Annotated in this window: 19 protein-coding genes; 11 read left to right on the top strand and 8 right to left on the bottom strand. The window is 55.8% G+C overall.

Annotated features, from left to right (window positions below):
- Positions 1–30: 30 nt before the first annotated feature.
- Both ACZ5FM_RS09690 and ACZ5FM_RS09685 read right to left on the bottom strand, forming a co-directional pair.
- The gene (locus ACZ5FM_RS09690) at positions 31–846 is read right to left on the bottom strand and encodes a carbon-nitrogen hydrolase family protein (RefSeq protein ID WP_464038566.1); all 816 of its coding nucleotides are present in this window, start codon (positions 844–846) and stop codon (positions 31–33) included.
- Between the two features lie 66 nt (positions 847–912).
- The gene (locus ACZ5FM_RS09685; RefSeq protein ID WP_464038565.1) at positions 913–1,785 is read right to left on the bottom strand and encodes a DUF817 domain-containing protein; all 873 of its coding nucleotides are present in this window, start codon (positions 1,783–1,785) and stop codon (positions 913–915) included.
- A 65-nt stretch (positions 1,786–1,850) separates the two neighbouring features.
- On the opposite strand from ACZ5FM_RS09685, the gene ACZ5FM_RS09680 reads away from it, so the two are divergent.
- Positions 1,851–2,291, top strand: coding sequence for a ribosomal maturation YjgA family protein (locus ACZ5FM_RS09680; protein WP_464038564.1), 441 nt, complete (start codon positions 1,851–1,853; stop codon positions 2,289–2,291).
- Here ACZ5FM_RS09680 and msrQ read toward each other — a convergent pair.
- Positions 2,233–2,892: a protein-methionine-sulfoxide reductase heme-binding subunit MsrQ gene (gene msrQ / locus ACZ5FM_RS09675; RefSeq protein ID WP_464038563.1), complete on the bottom strand. Its 660-nt coding sequence runs from the start codon at positions 2,890–2,892 to the stop codon at positions 2,233–2,235. The two genes, ACZ5FM_RS09680 and msrQ, sit on opposite strands and share 59 nt — an antisense overlap.
- 1 nt (position 2,893) lies before the next feature.
- Positions 2,894–3,835 carry a protein-methionine-sulfoxide reductase catalytic subunit MsrP gene (msrP, locus tag ACZ5FM_RS09670; RefSeq protein WP_464038562.1) on the bottom strand — a complete coding sequence of 314 codons (942 nt, stop codon included), beginning with the start codon at positions 3,833–3,835 and terminating at the stop codon, positions 2,894–2,896.
- Positions 3,836–4,145: 310 nt separating this feature from the next.
- Here msrP and ilvD point away from each other — a divergent pair, with 310 nt between their 5' ends.
- The 4 genes from ilvD (at position 4,146) to ACZ5FM_RS09650 (ending at position 10,179) form a co-directional block, all read left to right on the top strand.
- Entirely contained in the window at positions 4,146–5,981 is a 1,836-nt protein-coding gene (ilvD, locus tag ACZ5FM_RS09665; RefSeq protein WP_192488657.1) for a dihydroxy-acid dehydratase, read from the top strand.
- A 184-nt stretch (positions 5,982–6,165) separates the two neighbouring features.
- Positions 6,166–7,197: a serine hydrolase domain-containing protein gene (locus ACZ5FM_RS09660; RefSeq protein ID WP_464038561.1), complete on the top strand. Its 1,032-nt coding sequence runs from the start codon at positions 6,166–6,168 to the stop codon at positions 7,195–7,197.
- Between the two features lie 109 nt (positions 7,198–7,306).
- A complete protein-coding gene (locus ACZ5FM_RS09655) occupies positions 7,307–8,713 on the top strand; it encodes a DegQ family serine endoprotease (RefSeq protein WP_464038560.1) in 1,407 nt (468 codons plus the stop codon).
- A 194-nt stretch (positions 8,714–8,907) separates the two neighbouring features.
- Positions 8,908–10,179: a replication-associated recombination protein A gene (locus ACZ5FM_RS09650; RefSeq protein WP_409515562.1), complete on the top strand. Its 1,272-nt coding sequence runs from the start codon at positions 8,908–8,910 to the stop codon at positions 10,177–10,179.
- Between the two features lie 75 nt (positions 10,180–10,254).
- Here the strand turns inward: ACZ5FM_RS09650 and ACZ5FM_RS09645 are convergent, their stop codons facing one another.
- Positions 10,255–10,656: a lysozyme inhibitor LprI family protein gene (locus tag ACZ5FM_RS09645; protein ID WP_250981766.1), complete on the bottom strand. Its 402-nt coding sequence runs from the start codon at positions 10,654–10,656 to the stop codon at positions 10,255–10,257.
- A gap of 325 nt (positions 10,657–10,981) precedes the next feature.
- Positions 10,982–11,293 carry a DUF1883 domain-containing protein gene (locus ACZ5FM_RS09640; protein WP_192488662.1) on the bottom strand — a complete coding sequence of 104 codons (312 nt, stop codon included), beginning with the start codon at positions 11,291–11,293 and terminating at the stop codon, positions 10,982–10,984.
- 369 nt (positions 11,294–11,662) lie between these two features.
- On the opposite strand from ACZ5FM_RS09640, the gene ACZ5FM_RS09635 reads away from it, so the two are divergent.
- The 5 genes from ACZ5FM_RS09635 (at position 11,663) to ACZ5FM_RS09615 (ending at position 17,788) form a co-directional block, all read left to right on the top strand.
- The gene (locus ACZ5FM_RS09635) at positions 11,663–13,477 is read left to right on the top strand and encodes a methyl-accepting chemotaxis protein (RefSeq protein ID WP_464038559.1); all 1,815 of its coding nucleotides are present in this window, start codon (positions 11,663–11,665) and stop codon (positions 13,475–13,477) included.
- Positions 13,478–13,638: 161 nt separating this feature from the next.
- Positions 13,639–14,853 carry an extensin-like domain-containing protein gene (locus tag ACZ5FM_RS09630; protein WP_464038558.1) on the top strand — a complete coding sequence of 405 codons (1,215 nt, stop codon included), beginning with the start codon at positions 13,639–13,641 and terminating at the stop codon, positions 14,851–14,853.
- 334 nt (positions 14,854–15,187) lie between these two features.
- On the top strand, positions 15,188–16,009 hold the full coding sequence (locus ACZ5FM_RS09625) for a sulfite exporter TauE/SafE family protein (protein WP_464038557.1): 822 nt from the start codon (positions 15,188–15,190) through the stop codon (positions 16,007–16,009).
- Positions 16,010–16,103: 94 nt separating this feature from the next.
- Positions 16,104–17,030 (top strand): ABC transporter ATP-binding protein, encoded by a 927-nt coding sequence (locus ACZ5FM_RS09620; protein ID WP_192488883.1) that lies wholly within the window; start codon positions 16,104–16,106, stop codon positions 17,028–17,030.
- On the top strand, positions 17,027–17,788 hold the full coding sequence (locus ACZ5FM_RS09615; protein WP_250981763.1) for an ABC transporter permease: 762 nt from the start codon (positions 17,027–17,029) through the stop codon (positions 17,786–17,788). Before ACZ5FM_RS09620 ends, ACZ5FM_RS09615 begins: the two co-directional genes overlap by 4 nt.
- Before the next feature lie 17 nt (positions 17,789–17,805).
- On the opposite strand, the gene ACZ5FM_RS09610 is transcribed toward ACZ5FM_RS09615, so the two are convergent.
- Together ACZ5FM_RS09610 and ACZ5FM_RS09605 are read right to left on the bottom strand one after the other, a co-directional pair.
- On the bottom strand, positions 17,806–18,513 hold the full coding sequence (locus ACZ5FM_RS09610) for a TIGR02281 family clan AA aspartic protease (protein ID WP_464038556.1): 708 nt from the start codon (positions 18,511–18,513) through the stop codon (positions 17,806–17,808).
- 52 nt (positions 18,514–18,565) lie between these two features.
- The gene (locus tag ACZ5FM_RS09605) at positions 18,566–19,348 is read right to left on the bottom strand and encodes an adenosylcobinamide-GDP ribazoletransferase (protein WP_464038555.1); all 783 of its coding nucleotides are present in this window, start codon (positions 19,346–19,348) and stop codon (positions 18,566–18,568) included.
- Between the two features lie 141 nt (positions 19,349–19,489).
- Between ACZ5FM_RS09605 and cobT the strand changes: the two genes are divergently transcribed.
- Positions 19,490–20,506 carry a nicotinate-nucleotide--dimethylbenzimidazole phosphoribosyltransferase gene (gene cobT, locus ACZ5FM_RS09600; RefSeq protein ID WP_464038554.1) on the top strand — a complete coding sequence of 339 codons (1,017 nt, stop codon included), beginning with the start codon at positions 19,490–19,492 and terminating at the stop codon, positions 20,504–20,506.
- Positions 20,507–20,510: the final 4 nt, after the last annotated feature.

Genomic DNA, 20,510 nt, shown 5'->3' with positions numbered 1-20,510 from the left:
GCGGAGCGGTATCCTGCAGGCCAGCGAGTTTCAGCCCTCAAACTTGATCCGTTTGTCCCGGTAGATATCGCCCTGTCGGGCCAGACGCCGCCAAGGTCTTGCCTTGTGCAAGGCTCCATCAAAGACTGGCTCATTGCGGTCCAGCGTTGCAAAGGCCAGTTGGTTGCTGGTCTCTACACTGCAATGGGAGATGATCTTGCTATCAGGGCCGATAATGCCGGCCGGGCCTTCATGGGCGGTTTGTGCCGGCGTTGCGCCACTGATCCACAGGCAGTTGAAACCGGCATGGGCGCGCAGCGCAATCTGGAAGAAGCTTCTGATGCCGTAGGTGGAGAACAGGATCGCGTCGACGCCGAGGCGCTCGTACTCCATCCATAATTCCGGGAACTGGACCTCGATGCAGGTCAGGCAGCCGAAGCGGTAACCATCGACCTCGAATGTTACAGGATGGATGCCTGGTGTGTACCAACCCTGCAATTCAGTATTGGAGAGAAAACGTTTGTCGTAGCGACCGATCAGGTCTCCAGTGTCGCTGAGAATATACTGGCTGTTATGTGGCGGCTGTGATGCGGGCAGGGCATGGGCTGAGCCGATCACGCCAAAGATTTTGTGGGCTCTGCAGGTCTCGGCAATCGCTGCAAGCTCTGCGTCATGCGTGGCCCAATCAAGATCTAGCCAGCTCTCGGGTGAGCTGATTTGCGCCTTGGCGTAACCTGACAATGCTCCTTCACAGAAGTTGACGAGGCGGGCGCCTTGCGTCGCTGCCTGTACGATCAGCGCCCGGATGGTGCGGCCATTTTCGCGGATGTCAGAGGTTATGATGCTCTGGGCTGCGGCAATCTTCATGGGCGACATCCGTCTCGTTTTGCTTTGGTCGTTCAAAAACAATAAGTCTCCTTGTGGAGATATGAACTATTCCGGCACGGAAATGCGGCTCTTGATGTGCTTGAGATGCGAAACGATGGTGAAGGTCATGATGACAAGCAATGACCATGAACTCCATTTGCCAAGATGCACCATGGACCAAGCGCCAAGCTGGTTGGGGTAGGCCCAGATGCCGAAGAAGGTCGAGAGGTTTTCCGCCAGCCAGACAAAAAAGCCGATCAGCACAAAGGCCAGAAGCAGTGGCATGCGCCGGTCGCGGTCATAGGGGCGGTAGACGACGGTGGCACGGGCATAAAGGCCGAGCGCACAGGCCGCGATATACCACCTGTAATCACCGATATAATGGTGGGTGAAGAAGTTGGCGTAGATCGCCAGGCCGATGAGCGTCGCCATCCAGTAGCTGGGGTGGTGGCGGATGCGGATATCAAACAGGCGCCAGGCCTGAATGATATAGCTGCCGACGGCGGCATACATAAAACCGGAAAACAGCGGCACGCCAAACAGCTTGCTATAGGCAAAATCCGGATAGGACCAAGACTGGATGCTGCCAGATGTCTTGAAAACTTCCAGAGCGAAACCGACAATGTGGAACAGGAAGATGGCCTTTGCTTCATCCAGCGTTTCGAGCTTGCTCCAGATCATGAAAAACTGGATGGCAAGCGCGATGACCAGCAGCACGTCATAACGTGGCAGGCCAAACAGGCCGTCTCTCGGCACCAGAAAAATCGACAGGAAAAACAGGCCAGCAAACAGGCAGGCGCGTGCCTCCTTGATGCCGAAATACAAAAACTCGACGATAAAACGTTTTATGCCTTTGAGTTCGCCCCAAGGATGGGTATCGCAGAGATAACCATCTAAGGCGGAAAGCCGGCCACCGGTCCATGTTGTGTCTGTGGTCATAGGCTGTTTCCGTTTGCGGCCAATCTTTTCGTTCAGAAGCTATATCAACCCTTGAGGGAATCGACATGGCCTTGCCGCCGTTTTCACGGTTTTATTCAGTGCGTGTGGGGCGTTTTTCGGGCGCCTGTCTGGTGATCATTCTCGGGCTGGCCCTTCGCAAATTCGGTTACGCCGTTGGTCTGCCCTTTGTGGTGGTGAAATATGGCGGCTCGATCCTGTGGGGCTCAATGGTCTATCTGCTGATTGCCACATTGCTTGCCCATCATCCGCTGCGTCAGAGGGCGCTGATCGCCATTGCTGTGGCCATCGCGGTGGAGTTGGTCCGCCTTGTTCACTTTCCGGCGCTTGATGCCTTCCGCGATACTGCGGTCGGCACTTTGTTGCTGGGGCGGGTATTCTCGCTGTGGAATATTGCCTGCTACATCACCGGTATAGTGGCGGCCGCATTCATTGCCGCACGGCTTTCTGGCTTGTGGCAACGGCGCTGCGTTTCTTCCATGCCATGATCCTTGGTCGCATCAGCCGGTAGGCAACCAGCAGAACCGGTAGCGCCATGTGGATGAAAGGCCCGAGCGTGATGGACTTGACGGCCATCGAGTAGTGCAGGGCGCCACCCAGGATGATCAGATAGACAAGTTTGTGCAGCCTGATCCAGTTTTTGCCAAGCTTTCGGATCGACAGATTGTTGGATGTCACTGCCAAGGGAATGAGCAGCACAAGACAGGCCATGCCGATGGTGATGTAGGGCCTGCGGGCAATGTCGGCAAGGATCGACAGCATGTCCAGCCGCTTGTCGAGCAGCATATAGGTGGCAAAATGCATGACAACATAATAGAACGCCAGAAGGCCGAGCGCCCTCCGGTAACGCACCCAATTGATGCCGGTAAAGTCACGCAGCGGGGTGATGGCCAGCGTGGCAATCAGAAAGCGCAGCGCCCAGATACCAAGCAGGTGTTCAAAGTCCTTGACCGGGTTGGGGCCAAGCTGCCCGCTGGCGCCCAGGTAGAAATACCACCCGGCCGGACAGAGCCCGATGATGTAGAGAAGCCAGATGCTCGCCGCATGGAAACGGCGTGGAAGTGCTGGAATGGGCAGCTTGGCAGCCATGTCAATAATTCGCCTTGAGGTCCATGCCGCTATAGAGGCTGGCGACCTCGTCGTACCCGTTGAACATCAGGGTTGGGCGGTTCTGCGTGCCGAAAAAGCCACCTTCACCAATGCGCTGCTCGCTCGCCTGGCTCCAGCGGGGGTGGTCGACGTTTGGATTGACGTTGGAGTAGAAACCATATTCGCGGGCATTGGAATTTTTCCACGTGGTTTCCGGCTGAGTTTCCGTCAGTGATATGCGCACGATGGATTTGATGCCTTTGAAGCCGTATTTCCACGGCACGACCAGACGAATGGGCGCACCATTCTGGTTTTGCAGGGTTTCACCGTAGAGGCCAACGGCAAGGATCGTCAGCGGATGGCGGGCCTCATCAAGGCGCAAGCCTTCGACATAGGGCCATTTCAGCGGTTGGAAAAGTCCGGTCTGGCCCGGCATTTCCTCTGGCCTGACAACGGTTTCAAACGAGACATATTTGGCGCTGCCCAGCGGCTCGACCTGATCAAGCAAGGCGGAGAGTTGAAAACCGATCCACGGAATCACCATCGACCAGCCCTCGACACAGCGCATGCGGTAGGTGCGCTCTTCCAGCTGAAGTTTCATCAGTTCTTCAAGGCCGAATTCCTTGGGCTTGCCAACCAGACCATCGACTTTCACTGTCCAAGGCGTCGGCTTGAAATGCTGGGAATTTTCCTTCGGGTCGGATTTGCCGACCCCGAATTCGTAGAAATTGTTGTAGCTGGTGATGGCATCCAGCGGTGTTACTTTTTCATCGATCTTGTAGGGGCCGGGTTTTGCGGTGAGGGGAGCGGCAAAGGCACTGCCTGCGGCACCTCCGGCGAAAGCAAGACCTGCGGCGGCGCCCATGAACTTGCGGCGGTTCATGTAGGTGTCACGCGGAGTCACATCACGTGCAGCAATATGGGGTGGACGGTAAACAGCCATTTTAATTTCCTCCGCGCCGAGCCTGCCGGCATCATTTCATGTTATGATGCCTACTACGTTGCATAAACAAGATATGTTTCACGGCCGATGCAAAAAATAGGTCGAATGGGCGTACATCGCGTATTCGTGATTGAGGCGGAACTCCTTGATCCAAAGAAATATGCGTACCGTACCGAACCGTACTGTATTTGCCAAAGGTGACAGTGACACATCGGTGGAGATGCGCTAGAGAACTATCAAAAAGTCGGGCAGTTTTGCGCTTCCTTATGCGTTTTGCTTCCCGCAAGGCTTGAAGATCGAGGAAAACACCATGCCTGCTTACCGTTCCAGAACGACAACCCATGGCCGTAACATGGCCGGTGCTCGCGGCCTGTGGCGCGCGACCGGAATGAAGGACGGCGATTTCGGCAAGCCAATCATTGCCGTGGTCAACTCGTTTACGCAGTTCGTACCGGGTCACGTACACCTGAAGGATCTCGGCCAGCTCGTGGCGCGCGAAATTGAAGCGGCTGGCGGTGTTGCCAAGGAATTCAATACCATTGCCGTGGATGACGGTATCGCCATGGGCCACGATGGCATGCTGTATTCGCTGCCATCGCGCGAAATCATTGCTGATTCCGTTGAATACATGGTCAATGCACATTGCGCCGATGCGATGGTTTGCATTTCCAACTGCGACAAGATCACCCCCGGCATGCTGAATGCCGCCATGCGCCTCAACATTCCTGTTGTGTTTGTGTCCGGCGGTCCGATGGAAGCGGGTAAGGTTGTTCTGCACGGCAAGACCGTTGCACTCGATCTGGTTGATGCCATGGTTGCTGCAGCGGATGACAAGATTTCCGACGAGGAAGTCAGTGCGATCGAACGTGCCGCCTGTCCGACATGCGGTTCGTGCTCCGGCATGTTCACGGCCAACTCCATGAACTGTCTGACTGAGGCTCTTGGCCTGTCACTGCCCGGTAACGGCTCGACACTTGCCACGCACTCCGACCGCAAGCGCCTGTTCGTTGAGGCCGGTCATCTGATCGTTGACATCACCCGCCGTTATTACGAGCAGGACGATACATCCGTTTTGCCGCGCACCATTGCCAGCAAGCAAGCGTTTGAAAACGCCATGTCGCTGGACATTGCCATGGGTGGTTCCACCAATACGGTTCTGCACATTTTGGCAGCTGCCTATGAAGGCGGCGTCGATTTCACCATGGAAGACATTGACCGTCTGTCGCGCAAGGTTCCTTGCCTGTCCAAGGTCGCGCCTGCCAAGCAGGACGTGCACATGGAAGACGTTCACCGCGCCGGCGGCATCATGCGTATTCTCGGTGAGCTGGATCGTGGTGGTCTGATCAACCGTGATTGCCCGACTGTCCATGAGGCAACGCTCGGCGACGCAATCGACCGTTGGGATATTACCCGAACCAACAGCGAAACCGTTCGTCAGTTCTTCAAGGCGGCTCCCGGTGGCGTTCCGACACAGGTGGCTTTCAGCCAGTCGTCGCGCTGGGATGAGCTGGATACCGATGGCGAAACCGGCATCATCCGCAATGTCGAACATCCATTCTCCAAGGATGGCGGTCTGGCCGTTCTGTTCGGTAACATTGCGCTGAAAGGCTGCATCGTCAAAACCGCCGGTGTGGATGAATCCATCCTGAAATTCACCGGTCCCGCCGTTGTGTTCGAAAGCCAGGATGCTGCGGTAAAGGGCATTCTCAACAATGAAGTCAAGGCTGGCGACGTTGTTGTCATCCGTTACGAAGGTCCAAAGGGCGGTCCTGGCATGCAGGAAATGCTCTATCCGACCAGCTACCTGAAGTCCAAGGGCCTTGGAAAGGCCTGCGCGCTGATCACCGATGGTCGCTTCTCTGGCGGCACCTCCGGCCTGTCGATCGGCCATGCTTCGCCAGAAGCCGGTCAGGGTGGTGCAATCGGTCTGGTGCGCCAGGGTGACACAATTGCCATCGACATTCCCGGCCGCACCATCAATCTGGTGATCTCGGAGTCGGAACTGGCAGAACGTCGCGCCGAGCAGGACAAGCTGGGCTGGAAGCCGGCCGCACCGCGCAAGCGTAATGTCACCACGGCGTTGAAGGCCTATGCTGCCTTCGCATCCAGCGCCGACAAGGGTGCCGTGCGCATTCTGCCGGAATAAAATCTGGTTCCTTCGTTAAGTTTTAAACGCCGCTCTGGACACTCCGGAGCGGCGTTTTTCATTCGGTGCAGGGAAGTGGACACTATGAGATATTGCAGTGTGATGCGATAAAATATCCTGTCACGTTTGAGTGACATGCTGTGGTGCCTCTTTTACAGCGATTTTCGCAACATAGATAAAGTCCATGAAAAGAAGAACCGCTCTTGCATTGATCGCATCCCTCCCATTGGCACACAGCGTGCGGGCACAGTCCTCTGGCGAGACGTCGTCTCCCTTGGCAAGTCCTGCCACAACGGCCCGTCTGGAGCCTGCTCTTCGCCAGGCGCAGGAGCTTGCGACACTAAAAACCGTTCTTGTCAGCGTTGATGGAAAACGGGTGGCCGAACGTGCCTATAACGGCAACGCCCTCAACGGTTCTGTAAACATCAAGTCGGCGTCCAAATCTGTCGTCTCGGCGCTGGTCGGCATGGCGATTGATCGCAAGGTGTTGGAGAGTGCCGATCAGCCGATTGCCAGTGTTTTGCGCAGCGAGTTTCCGCAAAGCCCCGATCCAAGGCTGGAGCGGGTGACGATTGGCAATCTGCTGTCCATGCAGTCCGGTCTGGCGCGGATGTCTGGGCCCAATTACGGCCGGTGGGTTTCCAGCCGCAACTGGGTAAGAACTGCACTTGGGTCCGGGTTCGACGGTGAACCGGGCGGTGGCATGTTGTACTCCACCGGGTCCACGCATCTTCTGTCTGCCATTTTGACCAAGGCCTCGGGCAAGAACACGCTGGCGCTGGCGCGAGAGTGGTTCCGGCCACTTGAAGATTTCAGGATCGGCGCCTGGGACCGCGATCCGCAGGGCATCTATCTCGGTGGAAACCAGATGGCGATGACGGCGCGTTCGCTGCTGGCCTTCGGTGAACTCTACCGCAATGGCGGCGTGACACCATCCGGTGACAGGCTGATTTCGCAAGGCTGGATCGACCAATCGTGGACGCAGCGGACCAATTCCGTGTTCAATGGCGATGGCTACGGTTACTGCTGGTTCATGCGGGATATGGCGGGTGAAAAGACAATCTATGCCTGGGGTTTTGGCGGGCAGATGTTATACATCGTACCGTCACGAAAGCTCAGTGTCGTCATGACCTCGCGCGAGGATGCGCCATCTGCCAGAACCGGCTACCGCGACCAGTTGCACGGTCTTATGGAAAGTATCATTCAGGCCGTGTAGCGTGTGAAAATCACGCTGTTGGCGCCTGCCTTATTTTCCATGTTTCCGCCTATTTTCGTTTTTAATTTCAGGCATTAAAACCACTTTGAAACAGCATCAAGGGAATCAAATGGACCGTATGTTCAAACGCGCCTGTCTGACGGTGACTGCGCTTATTATGCTGGCTCCCGCCACACTTCATGCGCAAGACACCAAGACGGTGCCCTCCAGCCATACGCAAATGCAGCTTTCCTTTGCGCCACTGGTCAAGCAGACCGCAGGCGCGGTGGTCAATGTCTATGCCGAGCGCATGGTGCAGCGGCGGGCATCGCCCTTTGCCGGCGACCCATTCTTTGAGCAGTTTTTTGGCCAGCAATTGCCAAACCGCAGTGAAAAGCAGTCGTCGCTTGGTTCGGGCGTGATCCTTGCGGCGAACGGCCTTGTCGTTACCAACAACCACGTCATTGAAGGTGCGGACGAGATCAAGGTTGCGCTGGCCGATGGTCGCGAGTTTGCCTCTAAGATCCTCCTGAAAGACGACCGGCTTGATCTGGCAGTGTTGAAGATCGACTCAAAAGAACAGTTCCCGGCCTTGTCCCTTGGTAATTCGGATGCGGTTGAGGTGGGTGATCTGGTTCTGGCCATTGGCAACCCGTTTGGTGTCGGACAGACCGTGACCAGCGGTATCGTTTCGGCCTTGGCTCGCAATCAGGTCGTACAAGGCGATTTCGGTTTCTTCATCCAGACGGATGCCTCGATCAACCCCGGTAACTCCGGTGGTGCGCTGATGAACATGAATGGCGAACTGATCGGCATCAACACCGCGATCTTCTCGCGTGGTGGCGGCTCCAACGGTATCGGTTTTGCCATTCCGGCCAACCTAGTGCGGGTATTCCTGGCGTCCGCTGAAAAGGGCGACGAGAGCTTCCAGCGTCCTTATGTCGGCGCGACCTTTGATCCGGTGACATCAGATGTGGCTGAGGCGCTTGGTCTCGACCGTGCCCGTGGTGCGCTGGTGGTTGGCGTGGTGAAGGATGGTCCGGCAGAAAAGGCAGGCATTGAGCCGGGGCAGGTGGTGATTGCGGTCGATGGTATTGCTGTCGAACATCCTGACGCACTGGGGTATCGCCTGACGACAGCCGGCATTGGCAAGTCTGCCAAGCTGACCGTTATCGACAAGGGCAAGAGCCGCGAGATTGAAATCGCGCTTGATACCGCACCGGAAACCAAGCCGCGCGATGAACGTATCATTGAAGGCCGCAATCCGTTTGCCGGTGCAAAGGTTGCCAATCTTTCGCCCAAGCTTGCGGATGAGCTGCGCATGCCAACCCAGGCGACCGGTGTGGTGGTGACGGATGTGGCCCGCGGTTCGCCGGCGTCCCGCGTCGGTTTCCGTCCAAAGGATGTTGTGCTGGTCATCAACGGCAATGACATCACCTCCACCAAGACGCTTGCCGACGCGATGGATCAAAACCCCGGTTTCTGGCGCGTTGAGATCATGCGCGATGGCCAGCGTATCCGGCAGTTCCTTCGGTAAAGAAATGCCTCTCCGCTTCTGAAACGGTGACGAATTTACAGGCGTCACCACCCGGATACATTCGGCCAAGCGGAGAGGGAATTTTGCCCTGATGGGACTTAAGATGATAATCTGTTGTTGAATAACTGGCGGCTTCGGCCGCCGTCCTTATGAATGCAGTTTCGGAGGTGCGGGTGTCGCTTTTTGATCGGGAAATGCCACGACCGCTTGCAGAAGCCTTGCGTCCGAACACGCTTTCAGAAGTTGTCGGGCAGGATCACCTGTTGGCAGATGACGGCCCGATTGGCCGCATGGCCAAGTCAGGTGTGCTGTCATCCTTCATTTTGTGGGGGCCTCCCGGCGTCGGTAAAACCACCATTGCCAGAATTGTTGCCGCCGATGCGCAGGCGCAGTTCGTGCAGCTGTCTGCTGTCATGTCCGGTGTTGCCGATTTGCGCAAAGTGTTCGAGGAAGCCAAGAAAGAACGCACGCTCGGTCGGCAAACCATTCTGTTCATTGATGAGCTTCATCGCTTCAATCGCTCAACACAGGACGCGCTGTTGCCGCATGTTGAGAGCGGCCTGATCATTCTGGTGGGTGCCACCACAGAAAACCCAAGTTTTAGCCTGGTGGGCGCGTTGCTATCGCGTGCCCGTGTCTTCACCCTCAATCCGCTCGGTAAGGAGGCGTTGTCGCGTCTGCTTGAGCGGGCCGAAGCGCATATCGGCAAACCGTTGCCGCTTGATGATGAGGCCAAGGAAAGCCTTTTCGATCTGGCTGATGGTGATGGTCGTTATTTTATCGGCATGGTCGAGGAGGTTCTGCGGGCTGGTGCGGGGCAACCACTGTCGCGCAGCGATCTGGCTTCCCTTCTGCAAAAGAGAATGCCGCTCTACGACAAGGCCAATGACGGTCACTACAATCTGTTGAGCTGCTTCCATAAAAGCCTGCGTGGCAGCGATGTGAATGCGGCGCTCTATTGGGCGGCACGCATGATCGAGGGTGGTGAAGACCCGAATGTATTGTTCCGGCGGCTGGCCTGTGCGGCCTCTGAAGATGTCGGTCTGGCGGATCCGCAAGCATTGCAGCAGGTGATTACCGCATGGGAAGCCTTTGAGCGTATCGGCTGGCCCGAAGCACGGCTGTTCATGGCACAAGCTATCGTTTATGTCGCGACTGCTCCCAAATCCAATGCCGCGTACCGCGCCTTTGATGCGGCAACGGCGCTTGCCCGGCAGACCGGGTCTGTGCCTCCGCCCAAAAACATCCTTAATGCCCCGACAAAGCTGATGAAGGAGCTGGGGTATCATGAGGGGTATAAATACGACCATGACTACCCGGATGCTTTTAGCGGCCAGTCATTCTTTCCGGCAGAACTGAGCGATAAAAATCTGGAGTTCTATCAGCCCAATGAGCGCGGCTTTGAACGGGAGCTTTCAAAGCGGGTGCAGTTCTGGAGCAGGCGCAAAAGTCAGAAGCCTGAATAATGCTCAAACCGGGCCTTTACCGATAATGTCACTCACGACGCATGTCGTTTGAATAGTGCAATCGCGCGGGTTTACTTATTTGGCCGGGACTGGGCAACTCATGTCGCCTTCTTCGCATGACAGATAGCCGTTGAGGTCTTTGATCCGATTTTGCGTCAGTCCGTCCAGACATGAATTCTGAACGAATGGATAGACAGTTCCCTGTGCGACCATGGAGCTTGAAAAGCTGCATTCGCCATCTCGAAAAGCAATCCAGGCACGCTGTGCTGTCACGAGCAGCTTTGTCGTATCCGCATCATCTTTCAGCCTGGTTTGTATCTGCTTGTAGAGTTTGTTGAGCTCTCCATCTGACTTTTCGAAGGCTTTCTGTGCGCACACATTCATCGCCGTCTGATCCGTCAGGTCGCCACAATTTTGATCCGCGTAGGCAGGTGTGACGATCAAACCGATATATGCGGCTGCCAGAATAAATTTCATGCCGACCTCCCGATGTCTTAGCGTTTCACGTTGCAGAATAGAGGCTTTTGTACGCGCCGCAATGCCTTGTGATGGTGATGGTTGTCATCTCGTGAAGCTTGCTCCCATGGACATCTGGCGAGTGGTGAGTGAGGTGGGACGTCGGGTAAACCGGCCTCCAAGATGCGCTTTACCCTACGTCCCGCCCAGCGCCACCGGAGTGAGCAGCGCGATTAACCAACAATGGTGCGTTCGACGCCACATGTCTGGACAGGTTAAATTTATGAAGAGCGGCTCTTCCGGCAGCTTTTTGTGCTGGGCAGATCACTTAGCCGCAGGCAGATCATCAGGAAGCCTTGCGCTGTACCTGCTGGGGTATGGCAGGCAGCATTTTGACCGAGGATTCTGCCAGAGCGGCATGGCCTTCCATGTCGACGATCAGGTGCCAGTGTGCGCTTTCGGGAATGGCAATGCGAACAGGTGATTTCTTGGCGACACCGCCGAGATACTTGAAATCAAGCAGTTCGGTAAATCGCTGATAGTTCACAGCTGTCATCAGCCGGACATTGTTGACGCCGTTAAGGCTCACTTCAATTGTCGAACCCGCGCGGAGTTCTTTCAGGTCGTAATGGGTAAAGCGGAAGCTTGGCTTTGCCATTTTATTACTCGTGTCTGCTTGCAATCGTTACGTCCTGTCATCGTAAGCGCGGATCGTTAACGAGGTCTTTAGATGCCAGGACAGGTCAGGCTTTTGTGCCGGCCTGGCACAGAAACAAACCACTAATCGTGGGTTACTGGTCGCTTAGAGAACCAATTACCTAGTTTTGACGTAGGTAAAAATCACCTGTCATAATTTGCATTTTTGTGCGCTGCGGTATTAATATTTACAGTTGCTTGCAATCTGAAGTGTTTATTTTTGTGTTTGTTTGGCTGCGGCGCATTACTTATGTCTAATTTAAATTTATTCATAATAAATGTTTCCGGATGATCACTTTATCTATCGAAATATATTCAAGTGGTCCGACATATGAAAAACACAACGATATCCATGCGCTTTTATATGCTTGTCGCTTTGTTTCTTACGCTGCTGGCGGCTGCTTTAACATTTAGCCTGTTTGAAAGTTACCGCGGAATGGAGCGGGAGCGGAAGGCAGGACTTGAATCCCTGAACCACACCGCTATCGCTATTCTTGAGCAATACTACAAAATGGAGCAGAGCGGCGCTTTGACCCGTGAAGCCGCTCAGGTACAGGCCAAGGCAACGATTGCCACAATGCGCTACGGCAAGGGCAGTGGTTACTTCTGGATCAATGACATGGTGCCGACCATGGTCATGCACCCCATCAAGCCTGAAATGAATGGCAAGAACCTGACCGGTGACAAGGACCCGAATGGCAAGTTCCTGTTCGTGGAATTCGTTAAAACCGTTCAGGCCAGCGGGCAGGGCTTTGTCGACTATTACTGGCCAAAGCCGGGTTCGCCTGATCCTGTCGAGAAGTTCTCACATGTGGCCGGCTTTACGCCATGGGGCTGGGTTATCGGCACCGGCGTTTACGTTGATGACCTTGCTGCGATCTTCTGGAAGGAAGCCCAGCTTTATATTGCCATCTGTGTCATCGGCTCGGCCGCCATCACTGCTGGCGCCTATTTCATCGTCCGCAGTGTGACTGGACCAATCGCGCGCGTTCGTGACGTGATGACAAGCATTGCCGATGGCAATGGCGCTGTCGACGTACCGTTCCTGGATCGCACCAATGAGATTGGCTCCATGGCCAAAACCTTGCTGGTGCTGCGCGATTCCGTCAATGAACGTAGCGCCTTGCAGCAACGAGAAGTGGCCCAGCAAAAGCAGATAGAAGAAGCACGGCAGGGCAATGAGTTGGCGCTGCGCTCGGTGTCGGAGAAACAGGCCTATGCCATGGACGCCCTCGGTACTGCGCTGGAGCGTCTTTCCAATGGTGATCTGACTGTGCATGTCGACGATATCGGTGTCGAATATGCGAAGCTACGCGCTGATTTCAACAAGGCGTCCAGTGCACTGCATCAAGTCATTTCGTCGATTTCGCGCACCAGCCACGTGGTCAGTGACAGTGCAAGCGACATCAATGAGGCAACGGGCAACCTGTCGCGTCGTACCGAACAGCAGGCGGCCGCACTGGAAGAAACTGCTGCGGCGCTGGATGAAATCACCGCCACCGTTCGCACTGCATCGGACCGTGCCAATGAAGCGCGCACCATGGTGGGTGAGACCAAGCTGAGTGCTGGTCGCTCAGGTGATATTGTTCGCAATGCCGTTGATGCTATGGGCCGCATCGAGGACTCGTCGCGCCAGATCAACCAGATCATCAGCGTTATTGACGAGATTGCCTTCCAGACCAATCTGCTGGCGCTGAATGCCGGTGTCGAAGCCGCACGTGCCGGTGAGGCCGGTCGTGGTTTTGCGGTGGTGGCCCAGGAAGTGCGTGAACTTGCGCAGCGTTCCGCAAATGCTGCCAAAGAAATCAAGACGCTGATCAACAGCTCTGCCAATGAAGTTGAAAACGGCGTGTCGCTGGTGCGTTCCACCGGTGAGGCGTTGGTAGAGATTGTCAAACTGGTCAACCGGGTAGATGAACATGTCAACACCATTGCCACTGCTGCCCGCGAACAGGCAACCGGCCTGCATGAGATCAACACGTCCGTCAACCACATGGACCAGATGACCCAGCAGAATGCGGCAATGGTGGAGGAGACCACGGCTGCAAGCCAGACGCTGGCCAATGAAAGCCGTGAATTGCGCTCGCTGCTATCAGGTTTCGTGCTTGAGCAGGAGCGTTATGGCGCAACGTCGCGCGCCGCCTGACACTGGTTTCGACACAGCAAAAAGGCGGCTTTTGCCGCCTTTTTTGTTTGTCCTAAATTATGCCGGGTGGATTTACGGTTGGGGTCGAAAGGTTTCGTTTACCTCGTTTCGTTAATATTTTAGCGATTGCCGCATTGTGCGGCCGCAGAAGTGGTTATCGTATGGCGTTTATTTCCCTTCCGCGCCGCCCAGTGGCGTTGCTCATGATATCGACGGTATTGACGGCCTGCTCGGCAGAGGGTCTGGTGCCGCCTGCGTCGATTGACGGCACCACGCGTGTGGGTGCGATTCAGCCATCCCGTGAACCTGCGCGGCAGGCTTATCCCGCCAATGGTGTCGCCTCTGCCGGTTCGGCCATGCACATGAATGACGGCACTTATCGTGAGCCGCAGTTGATGTCGGCGCCAACGCAGCAGCCTTTGCCGCGCATCGATAGCGATGAGGCCATGGGTGTCTCCTCGGCGTCGAATGGAAATCCCGGCAATGGATCGCTTGGCGTGCTGCGCGCGTCACAGGATGGCGTCAACATGGATGCGATGCTCGGCGTGGAGCCGGTTACAGGTCTTGCCGAAGAACAGCAAAACCAGATTGGCGACAATCAGCTGGCCGAAGGCATGACCAACCAGCCGGTTGTGGACGGCATTGGCACCGACAATCCGGTACAGACGAGTGGTAACGTTTTGCCTGCCGGCTGGGGCATGCCATCGCGGGCAGCGGCGTCTCCACGCCCGCAATCATCTGGTCAGCCGGTCCAGGACGTGGCGATGTTGATGCCGCAAAACCCGGCGCAGTCAAACCGTTCTTCCGCACCTCCCGGCATGATGCCTCAGTCGGAAGTGGCCTGCCGGTCGGAGCTTCGTCGTCTGGGTGTGTCCTTCCGCGATGTGGCACGTATTGCCGACGGCCCGACCTGCGGTATCGATTACCCGCTGGAGCTCAATGGTCTCGCCAGCGGTGTGGCGATCAAACCTGCGGTCAAGCTCAACTGCCAGGTGACGCTTGCCTTTGCCAAATGGGTGAAGTTCGAACTCGTGCCGTCGTCGCGTTTCCGCTACATGTCCGGTGTCGGGCGCATTACGCCAATGGGCGGTTATTCCTGCCGCAAGATGAATTCGCGTGCCAGCAATCCGTGGTCTGAACATGCCAAGGGCAATGCCATCGATATCGGCACAATCACGTTGAAGAACGGCAAGGAAATCGATGTTCGCAAAAAGGGCTTCTTTGCCTTCCGCGAAAAGGGTCTGTTGAAAGCTGTCCGCAGCGACAGCTGCAAATATTTCTCGACGGTGCTTGGGCCTGGCAGTGACAAGGACCACTGGAACCATTTCCACTTTGATCTGCGCACCCGCAAATCCGGTTATCGCCACTGCGACTAACGTAATGTAGCGCAGAAGTCTGCAGCTATCTTGCGATAACGACATGCTTTCGAGGTTGTAAAAAATGCCGGCGCTAAGGCCGGCATCATGATGAGGCAGTGACGCGGGGTGTCGCTGCCGCTGAAATGATAAAACCAATAATCCGTGACGACATTCAAAACACATTCGCCACCGAATATATTTTCGTACTGAAACCTTGTAGTCGTACCGCAAGCCTGATCAGTGTGCTTGCGACGGGTGTTCTATACGGTAAGAGCATCACATATTGATGACAGTCCTTGCCCCGTTTCCTTGAAAACAAGTTTTTCAAAATTCCAGATATCAGGAGAGTACCGTGCCGCCTGTCACCGAGATTGCCATGTTTGCCGCAGCCCTCGCCACGGCAGGAGTTGTTGCCGGTTTGCTGGCCGGTTTGTTCGGCATTGGTGGCGGTGCTGTTCTGGTGCCGGTGTTTTACCATGTGTTCGGTCTGCTGGATGTGCCGGAGGCGGTGCGCATGCATCTGTCACTTGGAACGTCGCTGGCCATCATCGTTCCGACATCCATTCGCTCATTCATGACGCACAAGCAGAAAGGTGCCGTTGATACCGCGCTGCTGAAAGGTTGGATTATCGCGGTGCCGCTGGGCACGCTGATTGCCTCGGCCATTGCTGCCTATGCGTCCAGTGTCGCGCTGCGGCTGATCTTTGCCTGTATTGCGCTGGTGCTGGCCTTCCGCATGATTGCCAACCGCTCAAACTGGCATCTGGGCAATGACCTGCCGCCAAACCCGGCAAAGTTTCTGGTTGGCACATCAATCGGCATTCTCTCAGGCCTGATGGGGGTTGGCGGCGGTGTGCTCAACAATACCTTCATGACGCTCTATGGTCGCTCCATCCATCAGGCAGTTGCCACATCTTCCGGTGTTGGCGTGCTCATTTCTCTGCCGGGTCTTGCCGGTTACATCTGGGCTGGATGGGGCGCTGCCGGTCTGCCGCCGCTATCGACCGGTTACATCAACTGGATCGCGGTCGCATTGCTGATCCCGATCACGCTGATTGTTGCACCCTATGGCGCGCGGCTGGCACATGCGCTGAGCAAAAAGCAGCTGGAACGCGCGTTCGGCGTGTTTCTGGTCGTTGTCGCGGCGCAGTTTTTCTACAGCGTGTATGGTTGAGATGATCGCTATGCGATGATTTCGTGTCAGGGTGGTTTTGCGCGATACGAAGCCCTATATGGCAATCGACAATCTATCCTGCGAAAGAATCATCATGAATGCCATTGTTTCGATCCGGAACCTGACGAAAACCTATGCCAATGGGTTTCAGGCGCTGAAGGGCGTCAATCTCGACATCATTGAAGGTGAAATCCTGGCGCTGCTTGGGCCGAATGGTGCCGGCAAAACGACGCTGATTTCCATTATTTGCGGCCTTGTGAACCCCGGCGATGGCCAGGTTCTGGTGGCGGGCCATGACGTGGTGCGCGAGTTTCGCAAGACCCGCGAACTGATTGGCCTCGTGCCACAGGAACTGACAACCGACCAATTTGAAACAGTGTGGAACACAGTCAGCTTCTCACGTGGCCTGCACGGCAAGAAAAGCAATCCAGAGCTGATCGAAAGCATCCTGAAGTCGCTGTCGCTCTGGGAAAAACGCAACAACATGCTGCGTGAACTCTCCGGTGGCATGAAGCGTCGTGTGCTGATTGCCAAGGCGCTGGCGCATGAACCCAAGGTGCTGTTCCTGGATGAACCGACGGCAGGTGTCGACGTGGCGCTGCGCCGTGACATGTGGCGGGTGGTGGAAAAGCTGCGTGCCAATGGCGTCACCATCATTTTGACCACCCACTATATTGAAGAGGCCGAAGAAATCGCCGACCGGGTTGGCGTCATCAATGGCGGTGAGTTGTTGCTGGTGGAAGAAAAGACAGCCCTGATGCGCAAGCTTGGCCGCAAGCAGCTGTCGCTTGAACTGACGACGCCGATAACAGTCATTCCCGACAGTCTTGGTTCGTTCAATCTGCTACTGTCTGCCGATGGCTCCTGCCTGACCTATGAATATGACGGCAATGGTGAGCAGGGGCGTATTGCCGGCCTGCTGTCGATGCTGTCGGCCGAAAACATCCAGTTTCGCGATATCTCAACACGGCAAAGCTCTCTGGAAGATATATTCGTGGCACTTTTGGAGGACGCGAAATGAATTTTGAAGCGGTCAAATCCATCTATCTGTTTGAAATGGCGCGTACGCGCCGCACGCTTCTGCAAAGTGTCGTGTCTCCAGTCATTTCGACATCCCTTTATTTCATCGTTTTCGGAACGGCGATCGGTTCGCGGATTCAAGAGGTTGGTGGCGTTTCCTACGGTGCTTTCATCACGCCAGGCCTGATCATGCTGACGTTGTTGACGCAGTGTATTGGCAACGGTTCCTTTGGCATCTATTTCCCGAAATTCACCGGCACGGTCTATGAAATCCTCTCGGCTCCGGTGTCGATGGTGGAAATTTTGCTCGGTTATGTCGGGGCGGCGGCCACCAAGGGGTTGATGATCGGGACGATCATTCTGATCACCGCATCATTCTTCGTGGATATATCGATTGCCCATCCGGGCATGATGGTGCTGTTCTTTGTGCTGACGGCGGTCAGTTTCAGCCTGTTCGGTTTCATCATTGGCATATGGGCCACCAACTTCGAACAGCTGAACCTTATTCCGATGCTGGTGGTGCCGCCGCTGACATTCCTCGGTGGCAGTTTCTATTCCATCGATATGCTGCCGCCATTCTGGCAGACGGTCAGCCACTTCAATCCTGTGCTTTATCTCATCAGCGGTTTCCGCTGGAGTTTTTATGAGATTGCCGATGTGAACCCAGTGATCAGCCTTGTGATGATCACACTGTTCCTGTCGGCATGCCTTGCGGTTGTCGGCTGGATTTTCCACACTGGCTACAAGCTGCGCAACTGACAGCCCGGTTCTGCGGTTTACCAGTCTCTAAGCCGCAGCTCATCTGTCTGCATTTGCAGGGAGCCGAGGGTAGACAGGAAGCTCATGCCCAGCAGGCTTTGGTCAAGTTGACCATCGCCTGCCACAAGGGCCGGAATGTTGGAGCGGGAAATCGGACCGATCGACAGTTCCGAAAGCATGGCATGGGCGGCAGTGGTGCGCCCATTCGCCGTCATGACGGTGACGGTATAATTTAGATTTTCCGGGTGCAGGCCAATCTTGCGGGCATCACTGGCTGACAGCACTACCGAGCTTGCGCCGGTGTCCACCAGCATATGGACTGCGATGCCGTTGACCTGCGTATTGGCTTCAAAATGGCCATTCATCGATTTGTGCAGAATGATTTCCTGTCCGCCTTCGCTGGTGGTTACCACAACAGCGCGGCCCGGCATCAGGCCAGCCAGCAGGCGTTCGCCAAACCGGCGGAAATCATCGCGGTAAAGATAACCGGACACCAGTGCGAGAATGATGGCCAGCCAGATGGCGATCTGGCGCAGCACCAGCGGCAGGTTGCCGCGGCTGGCATTGAGAACGCCGACCGACAGAAGGCCCGCTATTGGCAGCAAATAGAGCAGGCGGCCGAACTGATCGTTTTCAATTCCGAAGGTTTGGCCGGTGTCATTGTTGATAATAAGCAGTGCAAGACCGATGCCCAGTACGACGAGAACAACCACCAAACGGCTCATGCAAATCGGCCTTTCACATATTCCATAAATGCTCACTCACAATATTTGTGTTTCAGTGTGTCAGGGCAAGGGTGCATAGCCAGACAATCACCGAGATTTGTTGTGTCGCGCCAATGGTGTCACCGGTATGGCCGTTGATCTTTTTCACCACGAAACCATTAAAAACAGTGATGGCAACGGTCACGGCAGCAAATGCCAGCAGAAGTGCAAATGCGGAGACGAAGGGCAACGAAAGAGCTGATGCAATCGCCACTCCCGATATCACAGCGGTGTTGCGGGCAGTGCTGTCCGGCTGACCGACCGATGATGCGAGCCCTTGCTGCCGCGCAGAGGGTGTTGCCGTCCAATGCCACACCATCAGGCCGCGGCTGAGCGCTGCCGCGCCCAGAAAGACCGCAGCGGCACCGACGGGTGTCAGCGTTTCACCAAGTGTCATCAGTGCGGCTGCCCGCAAGCCAAAGGAAAAGAACAGCGCTACGGAACCGTAGGTGCCAAGGCGGCTGTCTTTCATGATCTCGATGATACGGTCGCCGGTGCGGCCGCTGCCCAGACCATCGGCCGTATCGGCAAAACCATCCTCATGCAGAGCGCCTGTTGAAAAAACCATAACTGCCAGTGTTATCATACTGGCGAGAAGCGGTTTGGTGTCCAGCGACAGCAAGATCAACAACACCAACGCTGCGGGCAGGGCAATCAGCAGACCTGCAAAGGCGAAGGTTCGAGACAGGCGAACCATCTTGCCGTCATAACCGTCAAAGAAGTGCTGCGGCACCGGAAAGCGTCCGAGAAAACCAACGGCTCTTGCCAGATCGGTTATGAACGCGTTGATGTCCATGATGCAGTTCCTGTCTTGACGGAATTCAAAAGGGGCGATTTCCGGTTGTTCCTGAAAGATTCCCCGACTATGAGAGGGGCAACAAAGACTGATTTGCCGGAAAAATACAAGTTTCCGGAATGAACGAGGAAGATTGATATCATGAGCATGAGCGGCCTGCCTTTCGACGATTTTCGTACGCTGCTGCGCGATCTGCCCGGTCCCTCGACCCATGCGCTGGTTGACGCCAAGGAGCGTAACGCCAAGCTGACCAAACCGGCGGGTTCTCTCGGTCGGCTGGAAGAAATTGCCATGTGGCTTGCCGCATGGACGGGACGGGCACCGTCCGTCACCCGTCCGCTGGTGGCGATCTTTGCCGGCAACCACGGCGTTACCAAACATGGTGTCACGCCTTATCCTTCTTCCGTGACCCAGCAGATGGTCGAGAATTTTGCAGCCGGTGGTGCGGCAATCAACCAGATCTGTGTCAGCAATGACCTGGGCTTGAAGATCTTCGATCTAGCGCTGGATTATCCTACCGGTGACATTACCTGTGAAGCGGCTCTTTCCGAGCGTGACTGCGCCGCCACCATGGCCTTTGGCATGGAAGCGATTGCCGGTGGCACCGACTTGCTGTGCATTGGTGAAATGGGCATTGGCAACACCACGATTGCGGCAGCTATCAACCTGGCGCTTTACGGTGGCACGGCTGAAGACTGGACCGGTCCCGGCACCGGGTCCGAAGGTGATGTCATGGCGCGCAAGATTGCTGCCGTCAAAGCCGCCGTTGAGTTCCACAAGGACCATCTCTCTGATCCGCTTGAAATCATGCGCCGCCTTGGCGGTCGTGAAATTGCCGCGATGGCTGGCGCCATTCTGGCGGCTCGCGTGGAAAAGATCCCCGTGCTGATCGATGGTTATGTCGCAACAGCGTCTGCGGCCCTTCTCAAGGCCATGAACCCGTCCGCACTCGACCACTGCCTGATTGGCCATGTGTCGGGTGAACCGGGCCATCTTGCTGCCGTTGAAAAGCTGGGCAAGACACCGCTTCTGGCACTTGGCATGCGGCTGGGTGAGGGTACCGGTGCAGCCCTTGCTGCCGGCATCGTCAAGGCCGCTGCAGCCTGCCACTCCGGCATGGCAACATTTGATGCCGCTGGCGTTTCCAACCGCAGCTGAAGTG

It is taken from the genome of Agrobacterium sp. 5Ca50 (assembly GCF_055381905.1).
This window is presented reverse-complemented; position numbering and strand designations above follow the sequence as displayed.

Coding starts and splice junctions, on each gene's coding strand:
- ACZ5FM_RS09690 (WP_464038566.1), bottom strand. CDS start 846: ATGAAGATTGCCGCAGCCCAGAGCATCATAACCTCTGACATCCGCGAA.
- ACZ5FM_RS09685 (WP_464038565.1), bottom strand. CDS start 1,785: ATGACCACAGACACAACATGGACCGGTGGCCGGCTTTCCGCCTTAGAT.
- ACZ5FM_RS09680 (WP_464038564.1), top strand. CDS start 1,851: ATGGCCTTGCCGCCGTTTTCACGGTTTTATTCAGTGCGTGTGGGGCGT.
- msrQ (WP_464038563.1), bottom strand. CDS start 2,892: ATGGCTGCCAAGCTGCCCATTCCAGCACTTCCACGCCGTTTCCATGCG.
- msrP (WP_464038562.1), bottom strand. CDS start 3,835: ATGGCTGTTTACCGTCCACCCCATATTGCTGCACGTGATGTGACTCCG.
- ilvD (WP_192488657.1), top strand. CDS start 4,146: ATGCCTGCTTACCGTTCCAGAACGACAACCCATGGCCGTAACATGGCC.
- ACZ5FM_RS09660 (WP_464038561.1), top strand. CDS start 6,166: ATGAAAAGAAGAACCGCTCTTGCATTGATCGCATCCCTCCCATTGGCA.
- ACZ5FM_RS09655 (WP_464038560.1), top strand. CDS start 7,307: ATGGACCGTATGTTCAAACGCGCCTGTCTGACGGTGACTGCGCTTATT.
- ACZ5FM_RS09650 (WP_409515562.1), top strand. CDS start 8,908: ATGCCACGACCGCTTGCAGAAGCCTTGCGTCCGAACACGCTTTCAGAA.
- ACZ5FM_RS09645 (WP_250981766.1), bottom strand. CDS start 10,656: ATGAAATTTATTCTGGCAGCCGCATATATCGGTTTGATCGTCACACCT.
- ACZ5FM_RS09640 (WP_192488662.1), bottom strand. CDS start 11,293: ATGGCAAAGCCAAGCTTCCGCTTTACCCATTACGACCTGAAAGAACTC.
- ACZ5FM_RS09635 (WP_464038559.1), top strand. CDS start 11,663: ATGAAAAACACAACGATATCCATGCGCTTTTATATGCTTGTCGCTTTG.
- ACZ5FM_RS09630 (WP_464038558.1), top strand. CDS start 13,639: ATGGCGTTTATTTCCCTTCCGCGCCGCCCAGTGGCGTTGCTCATGATA.
- ACZ5FM_RS09620 (WP_192488883.1), top strand. CDS start 16,104: ATGAATGCCATTGTTTCGATCCGGAACCTGACGAAAACCTATGCCAAT.
- ACZ5FM_RS09615 (WP_250981763.1), top strand. CDS start 17,027: ATGAATTTTGAAGCGGTCAAATCCATCTATCTGTTTGAAATGGCGCGT.
- ACZ5FM_RS09610 (WP_464038556.1), bottom strand. CDS start 18,513: ATGAGCCGTTTGGTGGTTGTTCTCGTCGTACTGGGCATCGGTCTTGCA.
- ACZ5FM_RS09605 (WP_464038555.1), bottom strand. CDS start 19,348: ATGGACATCAACGCGTTCATAACCGATCTGGCAAGAGCCGTTGGTTTT.
- cobT (WP_464038554.1), top strand. CDS start 19,490: ATGAGCATGAGCGGCCTGCCTTTCGACGATTTTCGTACGCTGCTGCGC.